Raw genomic sequence first — 14311 nt, 5'->3', positions numbered from 1 at the left:
TTAAATGTTATCGTTAAGTAAAAATTGGAATACTTTAATAAAGCCGAATAAAGTTGCTTATGAAAATTTTCCTGAAACCAATAATAAAGCTAAAATTGTAGTTGAACCTTTAGAAAGAGGTTTTGGTTTAACACTCGGTAATGCTATGAGAAGAGTATTACTTTCTTCTTTACAAGGAGCAGCTATCACGTCTATAAAGATCCCTGCTATAGAACATGAATTTTCTTCTATACCCGGTGTAAAAGAAGATGTATCGGAAGTGATTCTAAACATTAAAGGTATTGAAGTAAAAATGCATGTTGCAGAAAAACGTATCATGAAATTAAAAGCAACAGGACCTTGTGTTGTAACGGCCGGTATGATTGAAACAGGTCATGATGTAGAAATACTGAATCCGGATCATGTAATTTGTGATCTAGCTAAGGACAAGCAGCTTGAAATGGAATTAACTTGCAAGGTTGGTAAAGGATATGTACTTAGCACAAATAGTTATGAGGATAATTTACCTATTGGTGAAATAGCTATAGATGCTTTATTTAATCCGGTAAAGAGTGTTACTTATAAGGTAGAAAATACTAGGGTAGGTCAGGTTACCGATTATGATAAATTAATTATGTTTGTAGAAACTAACGGTGATGTATTACCTGAAATGGCTGTAGGTTTAGCTGCACGTATTTTACAGGAGCAATTACAATTATTTATTTCTTTTGAAGAACAGGAAGAAGATAAGCAAGTTAAAACTGATGCTTTACCATTTTCACCTTATTTACTTAAGAGAGTTGATGAATTGGAATTATCGGTTAGATCGGCAAATTGTTTGAAAAATGATAATATAATATATATAGGGGATCTAGTAAAAAGAACGGAATCCGATATGCTAAGAACTCCAAATTTCGGTAGAAAATCTTTAAATGAGATTAAAGAAATATTGGCAAAATTTAATTTAAGATTCGGTATGGATGTACCGGATTGGCCACCGGAAAATATTCAGGAATTATCTAAACGTTATGAAGATTCTTATAATTAAGGACTAAAAAATGCGACATAAAATTAAAGGCAGAAAGTTAAATGTAACAAGTAGTCATCGGCAAGCAATGCTCGCTAATATGGCTGTAGCACTTGTAACCCATGAACAAATTAAAACTACTTTACCAAAAGCTAAGGAATTAAGACCTTATATTGAAACTCTAATTACTAAAGCTAAAAAAGCTGATTTAATGGTAAGAAGAAGCGTTTTATCAAAAATAAAAGATAAAACAGCAGTAGAAAAGCTTATAAATATTTTAGGTACCAGATATAAAGATAGACCTGGCGGTTATACTAGAATAATAAAAGCCGGATTCCGTTATGGTGATTTAGCACCGATAGCATATATTGAATTTGTAGATAGAGATATTAATGCTAAAGGAAATATACAGCAAGATGCTAATGAAGAAATTAAAAATTAAAATATAAGGGATTCGGTGATGGCTAATCATTCTTCAGCAAAAAAAGCTGCTAGACAAACAGTAAAAAGAACTCTAATCAATAAAAAACGATCTAGTGCAATAAAAACTTTTATAAAGAAAGTTGTACATGAAATCAGTCTTGGTAATAAAGAAAATGCTAACATAGCTTTATCTGTTGCTCAGTCTAAGATAATGCAAGGTGTGAAAAAAAATATAATTAAATTAAATACCGCCTCAAGAAAAATCAGCAGATTATCAAGGCAAATAAAAAGTTTGAAAGTAAATAACACTTTATAGTAATTTAAAAGCAAAAACTAATAAAATTTTGCTAAATTATTTATATACTTCTTATGAATTATAAATGATGTTATTTTACTAATTAATAAAAAATATGGGCGATTAGCTCAGCTGGTAGAGTATCTCGTTTACACCGAGAGTGTCGGCGGTTCGAGTCCGTCATCGCCCACCAATCAAAAGTTTTTAGTATTTCAACGATCAAACAATGAATGAAGCTTAAACTCAAGTTTTTCAGTTTTAAATGTTACAATAGTTAAACCTATCAAGAAAAACAGTATCTTTGTGAAAGGGCATTTCTAACTAAGTATATATTAGTTAATAATTTAATGCCATTGCTAGAAAATTACAAAGTAATTGAAGAAATAATCCAGTATAAAAATACTAAATTTTAGCATTTTTATACTGGATTATTTCTTCACTAAGCTGATTAAATCGCTGTTGTTTTTCTTGATCGGTAAATCTAAAGTAATTCTTATCTTGTAGTAATGCGTTTAATGCTACAGTTTGAATAGTGTGTTTATATCCTATCTCTGCTAATGCTTGTATATTTTTATAATTACCTATATCTGCTTTTTGTGTTTCTTGATTAATATTATGGTTTAGCTCCTTAATTAACTTTATCCTATCTTGGATCTGATTGACCGAATCTTTAGAACCTTTTAATGATTGTAATCCTATATTTATTGATGAAATTATTTGTACTACATTATTACCGACTATAGCTGCTGATATCCCCGCCACGTTTACTATATTATTTATTACATTTGTTATAACCGATGCTATAAATAATGATTTAGTACCTTTATTACTTTTGTCTTTCGTTTGTTGCTGCTCATTATGTATATATAAATCATCTTTTAAAATATCTTTTAACTTTGGATCAATTTTTAGAAGAGCTTGTTGTTTACTCAAATCATCACGATGTTTTTCTAATAATTTATTTTCTTGTGTAAGAAGACGTATCTTGCGAGTATGTACTACATCTATTATGGCTTTACCTACTATAGATGTTGCCATGGCAGCGCTGATACAAACATAAATGGAGCTGTGGCAGGTGCTATAGTTGCCAGCATAATACTACTTGCTATTAATCCGAGTACGCTAGCTGTGGTTTTATTAAAAAGAATCTTTCCTGTTACGTTGCTTATTTTCTTTATATTACCCTATTTTTGAGGTCTTAATACTATTTATAATACTGGATATTCTTGAGTTATTTTGTGCTTTATACTCACTTTTATAAATTAGTATTGGGGTGTTGTTCATGGGTTGTTAAGGCGTGTGTGCCTCTACTCATTAATTGCTGTATCCGTTCTTGCTCTATTATATATAAATCATCTTTACTTTTTACTGTTTCTTGAGAAATTATACGCTCCAAGTTACGCCTTTGTATAACTTCTATATAATCCATACTGCTAAATATTGGAGGCTGCTTTTTAGGTACTGTGTCTATATTATTGGATGATGCCTTTACAATATCTAAATCCTTTTCTAGTGAGTGTGGCATATTTCTTTTCTTCTTTTATAGGTCTTGCCATTCTATTCGCTCCATTTGTATGCCTTTAATCTGTTTTAGGGTGCATTGTAGATAATTATTAAAATTTGTTAATAGTTATCTATAATTAAATTACTTAAAATGCAAATTTAAGGTAAATCTTTATCATGAATTAGTGTTAATAGAGCAAAGAGAGATAAATAATAACATAAACTAACTAAAAGTGATTGTATTATTAAAAAATTCATATATTAATTAAAATACAAAGTTATTTATTAATCATTATGTCAAATACACCTAAGTTAGAAAATCACTATAATAAATTGTTACAAGATATTATGCTTAAAACATTAGAGCAGAATCAAATTGTAGAAACCTATTTAATACAAGAAGATTTTAGTAGTACTTTAGATGAGCTGCAAAAAATAAACGCAAAGCTTGAAGAATATTGTAAGGTTTTTGCTCTGCTTGAAAGAATTAAAACCGAATTAGCTTAAGAAGATAAAGTATATAACTAATTTAATTTATATAAAAGGTGCAAGCCGCATTTCGCCTTTTATATTCAATAATAATTTCCTGCTTCAACTTCTAGCTTTTTAAAAGGTGATATACCGAGGCTATACCCTATAATAATAGGAATTACTATCATCAACAATCCTAAATTATTAAAACGTTCTGTTAAATAAACAAGCCCAAAAGAATTAATTACATAACATAGCGGCTCTTGAATAAGCATATATAAAGCTAGCATAGGTAAATCGTTTTAAAACCGGAAAACTTTTATAAAATATTGGAATTGCCGGGGATTCACTTGGAGAAAAAGTCACTACAATTAGTGGAATTAAGAGAATTTGCTAACCTTGCGTTATATTATCTAATATTAATGGATTAGATAGAAGAAAAGTTAAAAATATTACTAATTGCATTTATAGCATAAACACGTAAGTGCTAGTGCTACAAAAAATTCTACTATAGAAATTTGTATTAAAAAATAATAAATTGCAGTCTTCTTATTAACTTTTTCCTGCCATACAGGATTATTTTTTATCTTTGCTACATCAATTATATTACTATCTTTTATCGTTTCTTGTATTCTACGCTTAGCATCAACAAAATCCGGTGTTTCTCGCAAAGTAGTCCTAGCAGCACTACCTATTAATGCAATTCCTGTACCTACCCAAAATGCGATACGCTAATTAAAGTCATAGGATGTAACTAAGGTTTCTACGCCAAGGACCACAGTTAATCCTAAGCTAGCACACACCCCTACAAATGCTACGGCAGGAAAGCGTTTAGGAACTCCAACAGATTCCGTTAAATATAATTCTGCTCCTACTCTTGCTCCCATGGATGACATACCTTGCACTATACGGCATATTGTTACTATGCAGGCGGCACTAGCACCTACTTGGGCATAAGTAGGAAGATTAACCATAACGATGCAAGAAAATGACATTAAAATAGTGGTAATAATGACTGTGGATTTCCGACCTATATTATCAGCCAAATAATAAAGCTCCTAAGGGTCTAAAAATAAAAGTAGAACAAAAAGAAAAAACTGCAAGAAGTCGATTAACGTGAGTATCATATTGCGGAAAGAAAAGCTCATCAATTAGTACTGCCATATGAACATATAGCATAAGATCAAAATATTCTCAAAAAGTACCTATAGATAGTAAGCCTATGCCTATAGCCCGTTTTTGTTCTCTGTTTAAACTTTTTTGTTTTTTTTCGTATCCCAACACAATTTTTTCTAAAAAGTTAATTTATAGAAATGTTATATTGAGCAGATTTCAAGTCTATAAATTCAAGGCAAAAGTTACAATGTTTTATGATTATACTTATTTAAAACTTCTTGGACTAATGAAGTTGTTATTTTTCTTTTGGAAATTAAAGCAAAATAGTTAATATTGTCTAATATTTCTATAATTTTCGAATATTCCCTAGGCAAATTTACTAAAAGAAAATCTATTATTTGTCGGGATATTGTTACCGAAGAAATAGCAAAATGCTTAAATATTAGAATTTTGATTAATTCATCGTCAGGTGAGTTTAATAGAATACTAAGTACTGATTTAATACGTGAAGATAAATCGGGTAAAGTAAAATTTCTGCTTTTATCAGATGCGGTAAGTAAAAGATATTTTTGTTTTTCGTTAATAATATTAAATATATGAAGTAATGTCGGCTCTTGCCAGTTTTCAATATCTTCAATGATGAAAGCATTATATTTTTCTGAAATTTCTTCATTAAAAAAAATATCTTTAATAATATAGGCATTGCTTAAATTTTGCCATATTTTGGTTAAATAAGTTTTGCCTGACGAAGAAGGTCCTTTAATTAATAAAGTAAATTTATAAGGGTTAACGCCAAAGCCGCACTGCCAATTTTTTATAATATTATAAGCTTGATCGTTAGAACTAGAAACAATAAATTCATCAGGATGATATTTACTAGAAGTAGTAAAACGAAATATATATTGCTGCACTGTTATAAGAATTTTTTAGTCGTCTATTCGATAGAATTTGCTAGATTTATAAAATTTAATTAGATTCAAAAGTAAAATTTTTGTAATCCCTGCAATGGGTATAGCAAAAAATATTCCAATAATTCCAAATAAACTGCCGCAGGCAAAAATTGAGAATATAATCCAAAGAGGATGCAACCCTATTTTATCACCGATAATTTTAGGGGTGAAAATATAAGACTCGCAAATATTTCCAACTAGATAAATTATTATTATATATAGTAATTTAGTAGTTACACCAAAAGTTAAATAGCCGATAATTAGAGTTAAAAGAAACGATATAAAAGTACCAAGGAAAGGAATAATAACTAAAAATCCTGTTAAAATGCCAAGTAAAAGAGCGAGATCAATACCTATTACGGTAAATGCAATACTATAATAAGTAGATAATAATAAGCAAATATTTAGCTGTCCTCTTATGTAAGCAGATAACAGATTATTAATTGCCGATAATATTTCAAGGATTTTCGGTCGGGTTTTTATAGGTAATAATGATTTCATGTTTGCAATAATTTTAGCCCAATCACGTAGGAAATAGAATAATATTATAGGTATAAGTAAAAATAAAACAAATATGTTAATAGTTATAATAGTATAACGCCAAAAATTATTAGCAATACTGCCAAGTATAGTAAATATACTATTTATAAAATTGCTTAAAGAATTCTTGATTTTATCGGCAATATCAGGTTCTATCGAATAAATTTTTACCATTATAGGCGGTAATATTTCTGCCTGTAAATAATTGTTATATTTTGGAATATTATTTATAAAAGTAAAAATTTGTCCATAAATTATCGGCACTAAAATAGTTAAGCTTAAGAAAAATATGCTCAAAAATATCAGATAAATTATGCTTGATGCAAATTTATTTGATATTTTAAATTTTGATGCGATAAAACCTATAGCAGGTTGTAGTAAGTAAGATATTATAAATGCGATAAAAAATGGTTTTACTGCGTCTGAAATTAGCATAAAACCGCTGATAAAAAGCCCTAAAAAAACTAGCCAAAATATAACGGTTCTATTCATTATTATTTTCCTCATTTTCTATACGAAGATCAACTTCAAAAAGAGCTAGGAGTTCACAAGGCGAAGATCACAGCGTATACTTAATACGTGAGAATTGAAGCTCTTGTAAAACGACGACGCCAATTTTTGAAGTTGATCGAGTATTAAGGTTTTTTAACTACTTGTACGGTAGCAGGACGAAGTAGTCTATCTCTAATTTTATATCCTGATTGCATTAAAGTAATAATACTATTCGGTGCATGATCAGGATGTTCTATCTGCGCAATTGCATTATGTAAATTATAGTCGAACATTGATCCTATTTCCGGCTTTATTTCTTCAATATGATGTTTATGAAAGACTTTGTCTAGCTCGTCTTTAGTCATCTGAACGCCTGCAATAATATTTGTGACTTCTACATCAGAATTTGCCGGTTTATGTGCTAATGCTCTTGAAAGATTATCACTAACATTTAGTAGTTCTTTAGCAAATGTAGCAATTGCATAATCTTTTGCTTCGTCACGTGCTTTTTCTAAACGCTTTCTTGTATTGTCTATTTCAGCAGTAGTTCTTATTAGCTTATCTTTTAGCTCTTCAATCTCGGCTTTTAACGCTGTTACCTCCGGATTTGCTGTTTCAACTATCTCTTCAGCAATATCATTTATTGTTTGTTCATTATTTTCTATATTATCGTCTATCATATTATTTACTTTATATTTATGTTCTTTTTTGAGATATATATAGATATAATAAAAATTTTTTCAATGGTATACTCGTTTAATTTGAAAAATTTGCGTCGTTGTTTCGTATTTTTTTATTCTCACGTACTAGTATGTATGCTGCGGTCAAAAAATATGAAACGCCTTACTCTTTTCCAAATTAAACTTTACTATTTATTTTTACTTATGGAGTACAAATTGTATTATGAGACAGTCAGGAAGAAAAAGCAACCAATTACGTCCTATTTCATTAGAATTATCCCCGCTTATTAATGCGGAAGGTTCATGTCTTATTAAAATCGGTAATACACATGTCATGTGTAGTGCTACTTGTGAAACTACCGTACCGCCATTCTTGAGGGGACAAAATCAAGGCTGGATTACTGCCGAGTACGGTATGCTTCCCGGTTCTACATCACAGCGTATTAAAAGAGAAGCGGCACTTGGGAAACAAGGCGGAAGAACGCAAGAGATACAGCGTTTAATAGGTAGGGCGATGCGATGTGTAATTGACGTGAGGAAACTCGGCGAGAGGCAAATTATCATAGATTGTGATGTTATTAATGCTGACGGCGGTACTAGAACTGCAGCAATAACAGGGAGCTACGTAGCATTGCACCTAGCTATTAGGTCCTTGATGAAAAAGAGAGTTTTAAAGGTGAACCCGTTAATTAGTCAAATTGCAGCTATTTCTTGCGGTATATATAAAGGTGAGGCGATACTAGATTTGGATTATTTAGAAGATAGTGATGCGGACGTGGATAGTAATTTTGTGTTTGCAGGTAACGGTAATTTAATCGAAGTACAAGGCACGGCAGAGAAAAATCCTTTTTCCGAAGAGCAGTTTTTAGCAATGTTAAAACTTGCTAAAGGTGGAGCTGCGGAATTATTTAAACTACAAAATCAGGTACTGCTTGGGTCTTAGAAAGTTGCTACGTGGATCAGTGTTCCCGTCATTGCAAAAAATGCTAATTTATAGCATTTTTTTATTATTGCTCTGGATTGCCGCATCGCTTTGCTCCTCGCAATGACGGTGCATGTATCCACGCAACCAATCTTCCACGAGAAGAACGTATTTATTAAGCGTATGGATTATCATCAAAAGCAATATGTTCACCTGATAATATAATTATCTTATCTCGATTGGTATTATTTATAAATACCTTATGATTAAGATCTGTTACTTTAACACTACTATGTGGTCCTAAGATTAATTCCGCAACATTGCCTAGGCTTTCAAACGTAACACGCTGATTAGCTCCAATTGTTATTTTATTGGGGGATATATTAATATTTGCTGTTCTACTTTCTTCGGTAAAAGTAATAGTTCTATATTTTGGATCATTCATATTTTCCTCTTTGAATGAATTTTAAGTTATAAAATCATTACTACAATATGCCATATACTACTTCAATTAAAAATTTTTTAACCCAGCTCTTTACTCAATTTATAATTGCTATTATAGTGTATTTTTTAAATTTAAGCGGCTATGGTATTAAGATTATATTATTGTCGTCTATTATGCCTTATTAGTAGAATTATCCTCTGATCAATATGAGCAATTTGTAAGTAGTACTGTAGAATACGGTATTACCGATAATCAAAATATTGGAGTACATTTTTTGTACAAAGAAGATAAATTTTTGAATGAAAAAAACATAAGCACGGATGCTTCTATTTACTATAAATTGAAGCTATTTGAAGATAAAGATTTTGTTATTGTGGCTCAGCCTAAAATTTTAATGAGTAAGAGTAAAAAACTTAAAGAAGATTTTTTAGGCGAGATATCTTTACTAATGGGAATGTCTAAAAATATCCGCCCTGTTATTATTTTTAATCAAAATATATTTAGCTTTGGACATTCAATTAATATTGGTTCTAAGAAGATGTATTATAATTTTTCTACTTGTGAAGGGATTAAATTTAAAAACGGCATAATGCTTACAAGTTTTACAAAATACCATACTCGGCAAAATTACGGCTATGTATATGATAGTTCAGTTTATGAGCAGTTAGGAATTGCAAAGATAATTAATTTTGGTAAAGAGAATAGAAACTTGTTAACTGCTCAAATCGGTCATTTTTGGGATCGCAGTCTTTCAAATTAAGAAATATAAAATATCAGGTATAAATTTTCAGCATGGTTAGATGTATAAATGAAGATATAATATTACAGATAATCAGAGATAAAAACTGATTAGGTAAAAAACAAGCTAATAGTTTAAAAGCTATGATCGAAGAAGCAATTATCGATAATGAGATAATGATTGATATATTATATTAAAATTTATAATTATTCTTATATACAAGCCTATGTAGTGAATGGTTATTGTATATATGACGATGTTCATGGTAATACAATAACTGCTATAAATGATCTAAAAATATTGTGTAGTAATAATAATATTTTTAGATCTATAATGCTGATCAAGAAATATTATTTTTATAAATTATTAGAAAAAAATTTCGCCTATTTAACTAGTATCAAAGCAAAATATGCTCTTGAATTTAAAGTCGGACTGATTATTGCTAAGAATATTAAGTATACCAATAAAATAATAATATTTTTCGTCGTGTTTATAGCCACATTGATTTATCTGCCGGTTTTATTTCATGTTGCTAATAATATAAGCTATTGTTTGCAAAATATTTTAAAATCTCTGTTATGTATAAGGGCAGTAAGAGAATCGCCTTCGGTAAGGGTTGCATGGATTGAAAAGCGTATTCGGTGTCATACCGTGGTTTGACCACGGTATCCCGAAAATAATTAAAAATACTAATATTAGTATTTTTAACTGGATCCCGCGATCAAGTCGCGGGATGACAGAGGTGGAATCGCTTCACAAAACAAGTAGTACTAAAAATCATTCGGTGGAATCACAAATTTTTCAAAATGAGGAGAAAGCTTTACCGGTTTATACAGTTTTAGTACCGTTATATAAAGAATTCAGTAAGTTAAGGTCAATAATTAAAAATATTTCATTAATTAATTATCCAAAAGATAAGCTAGGCGTTAAAATTATTATCGAAGATGACGATTATCTAATAATTAAAGAAATAGTGTTATATAATTTACCGTCTTATTTTCATGTTATATCTGTTCCGAAAAGTCTACCAAGAACTAAAAGCCGAAAGCCCTTAATTATGTTCTAGAATATTCACGTGGCGAGTATCTAGTAGTATATGATGCTGAAGATAAACCTGAACAGCTACTTAAAGCTCTAGCAATGTTTAAAAACTTACCTCTAGAATATGCTTGTCTTCAAGTTAAGCTTAATTTTTATAATAAAAATGAGAATATTTTAACCTATTCTCAAAAATGTTTAATATAGAATATAGTTTATGGTTTGAATATATCTTGAAAGGATTAAGTTTGCTAAAACTTCCTACACCTCGGGGGTACTAGTAATCATTTTAAAACGGATTATTAAATAAGCTTGGCGGATAGGATTCTTATAATGTAACAGAAGATGCCGAGCTTGGTATAAGAATTTACTCACAGAACTATAAAGTAGCTATTCGTGATTCCTATACTCTAGAAGAGGCTCCGAATAGTTTAGGTAATTGGCTAAATCAAAGATCACATTGGATTCAAGGCTTTTTGCAAACATTTTTGGTATTTAAAGCACAAAAAGATAAATGCCAAAAGTTTACTTTATTGCAAGTAATAACAATTTATATTTTCATCGGCTTATCTACTTATAATTTTTGGAGTTTACCCTTTATAATATTTTCTATTGTTATAAATAAAAATTCTATAATTAATTATTTATGGCTTATTAATAGTATTTTTTCGCTTTTATATCTTATGGTACAGCTCTGTATATATTAAAAAATTCTTTAAAAAGCGGAAAAGTAAAATTTCAGGATATAGTAGCTTTGAGCTGATGGGCTAGTTATTTTATATTACATACTGTAGCTTCATATAAAGCAGTATTTGAAATAATTTTCTGTCCTTTGAATTTGAAATGGAGTAAAACTAAACACGGCACTAGTTTAGAGGATTTTGAGAAAGAATAGACCTCTAATAAAAAAAAATTTATTCTTGCCCCTTGAACTAACAAAAATAAAATATATATAGTATGTACATTTAAAGATTTAATAATTGGAGGTTAATAATGTCTTTTAAACCATTACATGATAGAATTGCAATAAAGCCTATCGAACAAGAAGAAAAAACTAAAGGTGGAATTATTATTCCGGATACTGTAAAAGAAAAGCCGATGCAAGGTGAAATAGTAGCCGTAGGTAATGGTATTCGTAATAAAAAAGGCGAAATTCATCCTTTAGAGCTAAAAGTAGGCGATAAAGTTTTATACGGTAAATGGGCAGGCACCGAAATTGAAATTAAAGGCACAAAACTGATCGTTATGAAAGAAAGCGACGTATTTGGTATTATTAATTAATTATTTGTTTTTAAGGAGAAATTAAATATGGCAACAAAACTTATTAAACACGGCTCAAAAGCTCGTGAGCAAATGTTAGAAGGCATTGATATACTTGCAGATGCAGTAAAAGTTACTTTAGGTCCAAAAGGCAGAAATGTACTTATAGAGCAATCATTTGGTTCACCGAAAATTACAAAAGATGGTGTGACGGTTGCAAAATCGATCGAGTTAAAAGATAAAATTAGAAATGCGGGAGCTCAGTTATTAAAATCAGCTGCTACAAAAGCTGCAGAAGTAGCCGGTGATGGTACTACTACAGCTACGGTACTTGCTAGAGCTTTGGCTCGTGAGGGTAATAAGCTAGTAGCTGCCGGTTATAATCCTATGGATTTAAAGCGTGGTATGGATTTAGCGGTAAACGCAGTAGTAGAAGAAATTAAAAAATCCAGTAAAAAAATCAATAGCCAAGAGGAAATCGCACAAGTCGGTACTATCTCTTCAAACGGTGATAAGGAAATCGGTGAGAAAATTGCTAAGGCAATGGAGGAAGTCGGTAAAGAAGGCGTGATAACCGTTGAAGAAGCAAAGAATTTTAGCTTCGATGTTGAAGTAGTTAAAGGTATGATGTTTGATAGAGGTTATCTATCACCGTATTTTGTAACGAATTCTGAGAAAATGGTTGCTGAGCTTGAAAATCCTTTCATCTTACTATTTGAGAAAAAATTATCAAATTTACAACCGATGTTACCTATACTTGAGGCTGTAGTACAATCACAACGCCCGCTATTAATTATTGCTGAGGATGTTGAGGGCGAAGCTCTTGCAACGCTTGTAGTCAATAGATTACGTGGTGGTTTAAAAGTTGCGGCAGTAAAAGCTCCCGGTTTTGGCGATAGAAGAAAAGCAATGATGGAAGATATTGCTATCCTAACTAAAGGTGAGCTTATTACTGAAGATTTAGGTATGAAGCTTGAAAATGTGAGTATTAAGAGTCTAGGGACAGCAAAAAGAGTAACAATTTCTAAAGAAAATACCGTAATTGTTGACGGTAACGGTGATAAGAAAAATATTGAAGATAGAGTATTACAAATTAAATCTCAAATAGCTGAAACTACTTCTGATTATGATAAAGAAAAACTGCAAGAGCGTTTAGCTAAACTTTCCGGCGGTGTTGCCGTATTAAAGGTTGGCGGTGCTACGGAAGTTGAAGTGAAAGAGCGTAAAGATCGTGTTGAAGATGCACTTGCTGCTACAAGAGCGGCAGTTGAGGAAGGTGTTGTTGCCGGTGGCGGTGTAACATTACTTCATGCATCACAACCTTTAACAAAGCTTAAAGTAGAGAATAAGGATCAACAAGCAGGTATTGAAATAGTAATAGAAGCTTTAAAGGATCCGTTAAAACAGATTGTTGAAAATGCCGGTGAAAACGGTGGCGTAGTAGTTGGTAAATTACTAGAACATAAGGATAAAAATTATGGCTTTAATGCTCAAGATATGCAATATGTCGATATGATTAAAGCAGGAATTATTGATCCGGCTAAAGTAGTGCGTACTGCACTTCAAGATGCTGCTTCCGTTGCTTCGTTAATTATTACCACGGAAACTTTAATTGTTGACGAACCTTCTGATAAGGCAGAGCCAATGCCAATGCGTGGCGGTATGGGAAGCATGGGCGGTATGGATTTCTAAGTCTATATCTCTATAAGATAGGTTATGCAATAGATCTAATAAACCCGTTTTGTTGTATTGCTCGTTCTCCTCATTGTAAGGAGGCATTGTTGCATGGACCGCAAAACCTGTTCAATGTCATATCGTGGCTTAACCATGGTATCCAGAAAAAAATACTAATAATATTAGCATTTTAAACTGGATCCTGCTACAAGCTCGCAGGATGACAATTGAGAAACTAGTCCACGCAGGCAATGCCTGCTCCGCAATGACAATTTTAACAACGTGCTGTACAACACATTATTAAAAGTCGCAGTAGGACACAACTGATTTATGCAACAAATGGGTTTTAAAGCGATTCTTTGCTTAATTTGAAAATAAACTCTTTAAGAAAACTCTTCCTCAAAAAATAAAATATAGAATTTCTTGTAATTATTTCAATAAATGACTGAAATATTTTTTAATTAATTATAATAGCTCAACCTTTGGTATTTATCCTATGAGACTGTTAACAAAATAATTTTAAAGCTCATTAAATTCTTTTTAACTGCAAATTATAAGATTTTTTTGAAATAGGGATATTTATTACTGTAAAAATCTCTTTAATTATCAATTAAAGTTATTTTGTTAACAGTCTTATATAGGATGATCAAAAGGTTTTAAGTGGTTTTACGCTTTAATTATTAAGAATAGATTTCTTGTTGCAGTTATAGGCAAGGTTAATCTATAATGTATATATTCGTTTAATTTAAAATAATAG

The 14311-nt window shown here is 30.8% G+C and carries 20 protein-coding genes and 1 tRNA gene; 12 read left to right on the top strand and 9 right to left on the bottom strand.

Features of this window, described 5'->3' with window-relative positions:
• Window positions 1-4: 4 nt before the first annotated feature.
• From RSL_RS05080 to RSL_RS05065, 4 genes are all read left to right on the top strand, one after another.
• Window positions 5-1027, top strand: a complete 1023-nt coding sequence (locus RSL_RS05080; protein ID WP_014273682.1) for a DNA-directed RNA polymerase subunit alpha — start codon at window positions 5-7, stop codon at window positions 1025-1027.
• Window positions 1028-1037: 10 nt separating this feature from the next.
• A complete protein-coding gene (gene rplQ, locus RSL_RS05075; protein WP_004997844.1) occupies window positions 1038-1448 on the top strand; it encodes a 50S ribosomal protein L17 in 411 nt (136 codons plus the stop codon).
• A gap of 18 nt (window positions 1449-1466) precedes the next feature.
• Window positions 1467-1745, top strand: coding sequence for a 30S ribosomal protein S20 (gene rpsT, locus RSL_RS05070; RefSeq protein ID WP_004997845.1), 279 nt, complete (start codon window positions 1467-1469; stop codon window positions 1743-1745).
• Window positions 1746-1841: 96 nt separating this feature from the next.
• Window positions 1842-1917, top strand: a tRNA-Val gene (locus RSL_RS05065).
• Window positions 1918-2126: 209 nt separating this feature from the next.
• Here RSL_RS05065 and RSL_RS09590 read toward each other — a convergent pair.
• Window positions 2127-2762 (bottom strand): hypothetical protein, encoded by a 636-nt coding sequence (locus RSL_RS09590; RefSeq protein ID WP_014419900.1) that lies wholly within the window; start codon window positions 2760-2762, stop codon window positions 2127-2129.
• Between the two features lie 217 nt (window positions 2763-2979).
• Window positions 2980-3249, bottom strand: coding sequence for a hypothetical protein (locus RSL_RS05055; protein ID WP_014419899.1), 270 nt, complete (start codon window positions 3247-3249; stop codon window positions 2980-2982).
• A gap of 272 nt (window positions 3250-3521) precedes the next feature.
• On the opposite strand from RSL_RS05055, the gene RSL_RS05050 reads away from it, so the two are divergent.
• Entirely contained in the window at window positions 3522-3734 is a 213-nt protein-coding gene (locus RSL_RS05050) for a hypothetical protein (RefSeq protein WP_014419898.1), read from the top strand.
• Window positions 3735-3799: 65 nt separating this feature from the next.
• On the opposite strand, the gene RSL_RS05045 is transcribed toward RSL_RS05050, so the two are convergent.
• The 6 genes from RSL_RS05045 to grpE all read right to left on the bottom strand — a co-directional run bounded on the left by RSL_RS05045 (window position 3800) and on the right by grpE (window position 7476).
• The gene (locus RSL_RS05045) at window positions 3800-3973 is read right to left on the bottom strand and encodes a hypothetical protein (RefSeq protein ID WP_041472171.1); all 174 of its coding nucleotides are present in this window, start codon (window positions 3971-3973) and stop codon (window positions 3800-3802) included.
• Between the two features lie 180 nt (window positions 3974-4153).
• Window positions 4154-4369: an MFS sugar transporter gene (locus RSL_RS05040; protein ID WP_231287676.1), complete on the bottom strand. Its 216-nt coding sequence runs from the start codon at window positions 4367-4369 to the stop codon at window positions 4154-4156.
• 60 nt (window positions 4370-4429) lie between these two features.
• Window positions 4430-4744 (bottom strand): MFS transporter, encoded by a 315-nt coding sequence (locus tag RSL_RS05035; protein ID WP_014419897.1) that lies wholly within the window; start codon window positions 4742-4744, stop codon window positions 4430-4432.
• Between the two features lie 312 nt (window positions 4745-5056).
• Window positions 5057-5725 (bottom strand): HdaA/DnaA family protein, encoded by a 669-nt coding sequence (locus RSL_RS05025; protein WP_014273681.1) that lies wholly within the window; start codon window positions 5723-5725, stop codon window positions 5057-5059.
• Between the two features lie 15 nt (window positions 5726-5740).
• A complete protein-coding gene (locus RSL_RS05020) occupies window positions 5741-6796 on the bottom strand; it encodes an AI-2E family transporter (protein WP_014273680.1) in 1056 nt (351 codons plus the stop codon).
• Window positions 6797-6939: 143 nt separating this feature from the next.
• Window positions 6940-7476 carry a nucleotide exchange factor GrpE gene (grpE, locus tag RSL_RS05015; protein ID WP_010977570.1) on the bottom strand — a complete coding sequence of 179 codons (537 nt, stop codon included), beginning with the start codon at window positions 7474-7476 and terminating at the stop codon, window positions 6940-6942.
• Window positions 7477-7699: 223 nt separating this feature from the next.
• Here grpE and rph point away from each other — a divergent pair, with 223 nt between their 5' ends.
• Window positions 7700-8419 carry a ribonuclease PH gene (gene rph, locus RSL_RS05010; protein ID WP_010977568.1) on the top strand — a complete coding sequence of 240 codons (720 nt, stop codon included), beginning with the start codon at window positions 7700-7702 and terminating at the stop codon, window positions 8417-8419.
• Between the two features lie 154 nt (window positions 8420-8573).
• Here the strand turns inward: rph and RSL_RS05005 are convergent, their stop codons facing one another.
• The gene (locus RSL_RS05005; protein WP_004997861.1) at window positions 8574-8843 is read right to left on the bottom strand and encodes a hypothetical protein; all 270 of its coding nucleotides are present in this window, start codon (window positions 8841-8843) and stop codon (window positions 8574-8576) included.
• Between the two features lie 274 nt (window positions 8844-9117).
• Here RSL_RS05005 and RSL_RS05000 point away from each other — a divergent pair, with 274 nt between their 5' ends.
• From RSL_RS05000 to groL, 6 genes are all read left to right on the top strand, one after another.
• Complete coding sequence (locus RSL_RS05000; RefSeq protein WP_014273679.1) at window positions 9118-9603, top strand: hypothetical protein; 486 nt, start codon at window positions 9118-9120, stop codon at window positions 9601-9603.
• 210 nt (window positions 9604-9813) lie between these two features.
• Window positions 9814-10242, top strand: a complete 429-nt coding sequence (locus tag RSL_RS10965; protein ID WP_231287673.1) for a hypothetical protein — start codon at window positions 9814-9816, stop codon at window positions 10240-10242.
• Entirely contained in the window at window positions 10199-10648 is a 450-nt protein-coding gene (locus RSL_RS10125) for a glycosyltransferase family protein (protein ID WP_231287671.1), read from the top strand. Before RSL_RS10965 ends, RSL_RS10125 begins: the two co-directional genes overlap by 44 nt.
• Before the next feature lie 331 nt (window positions 10649-10979).
• On the top strand, window positions 10980-11327 hold the full coding sequence (locus RSL_RS10120; protein WP_324602885.1) for a glycosyltransferase family 2 protein: 348 nt from the start codon (window positions 10980-10982) through the stop codon (window positions 11325-11327).
• 286 nt (window positions 11328-11613) lie between these two features.
• Window positions 11614-11901 (top strand): co-chaperone GroES, encoded by a 288-nt coding sequence (locus RSL_RS04980; protein ID WP_012737041.1) that lies wholly within the window; start codon window positions 11614-11616, stop codon window positions 11899-11901.
• A gap of 27 nt (window positions 11902-11928) precedes the next feature.
• Window positions 11929-13572 carry a chaperonin GroEL gene (gene groL, locus RSL_RS04975; RefSeq protein WP_014273678.1) on the top strand — a complete coding sequence of 548 codons (1644 nt, stop codon included), beginning with the start codon at window positions 11929-11931 and terminating at the stop codon, window positions 13570-13572.
• Window positions 13573-14311 lie beyond the last annotated feature (739 nt).

The sequence above is a fragment of the Rickettsia slovaca 13-B genome (assembly GCF_000237845.1).
Lineage (GTDB): Bacteria > Pseudomonadota > Alphaproteobacteria > Rickettsiales > Rickettsiaceae > Rickettsia > Rickettsia rickettsii.
Note: the sequence above shows the minus strand (reverse complement) of the source record. Positions and strands in the feature narration are given on the sequence as shown.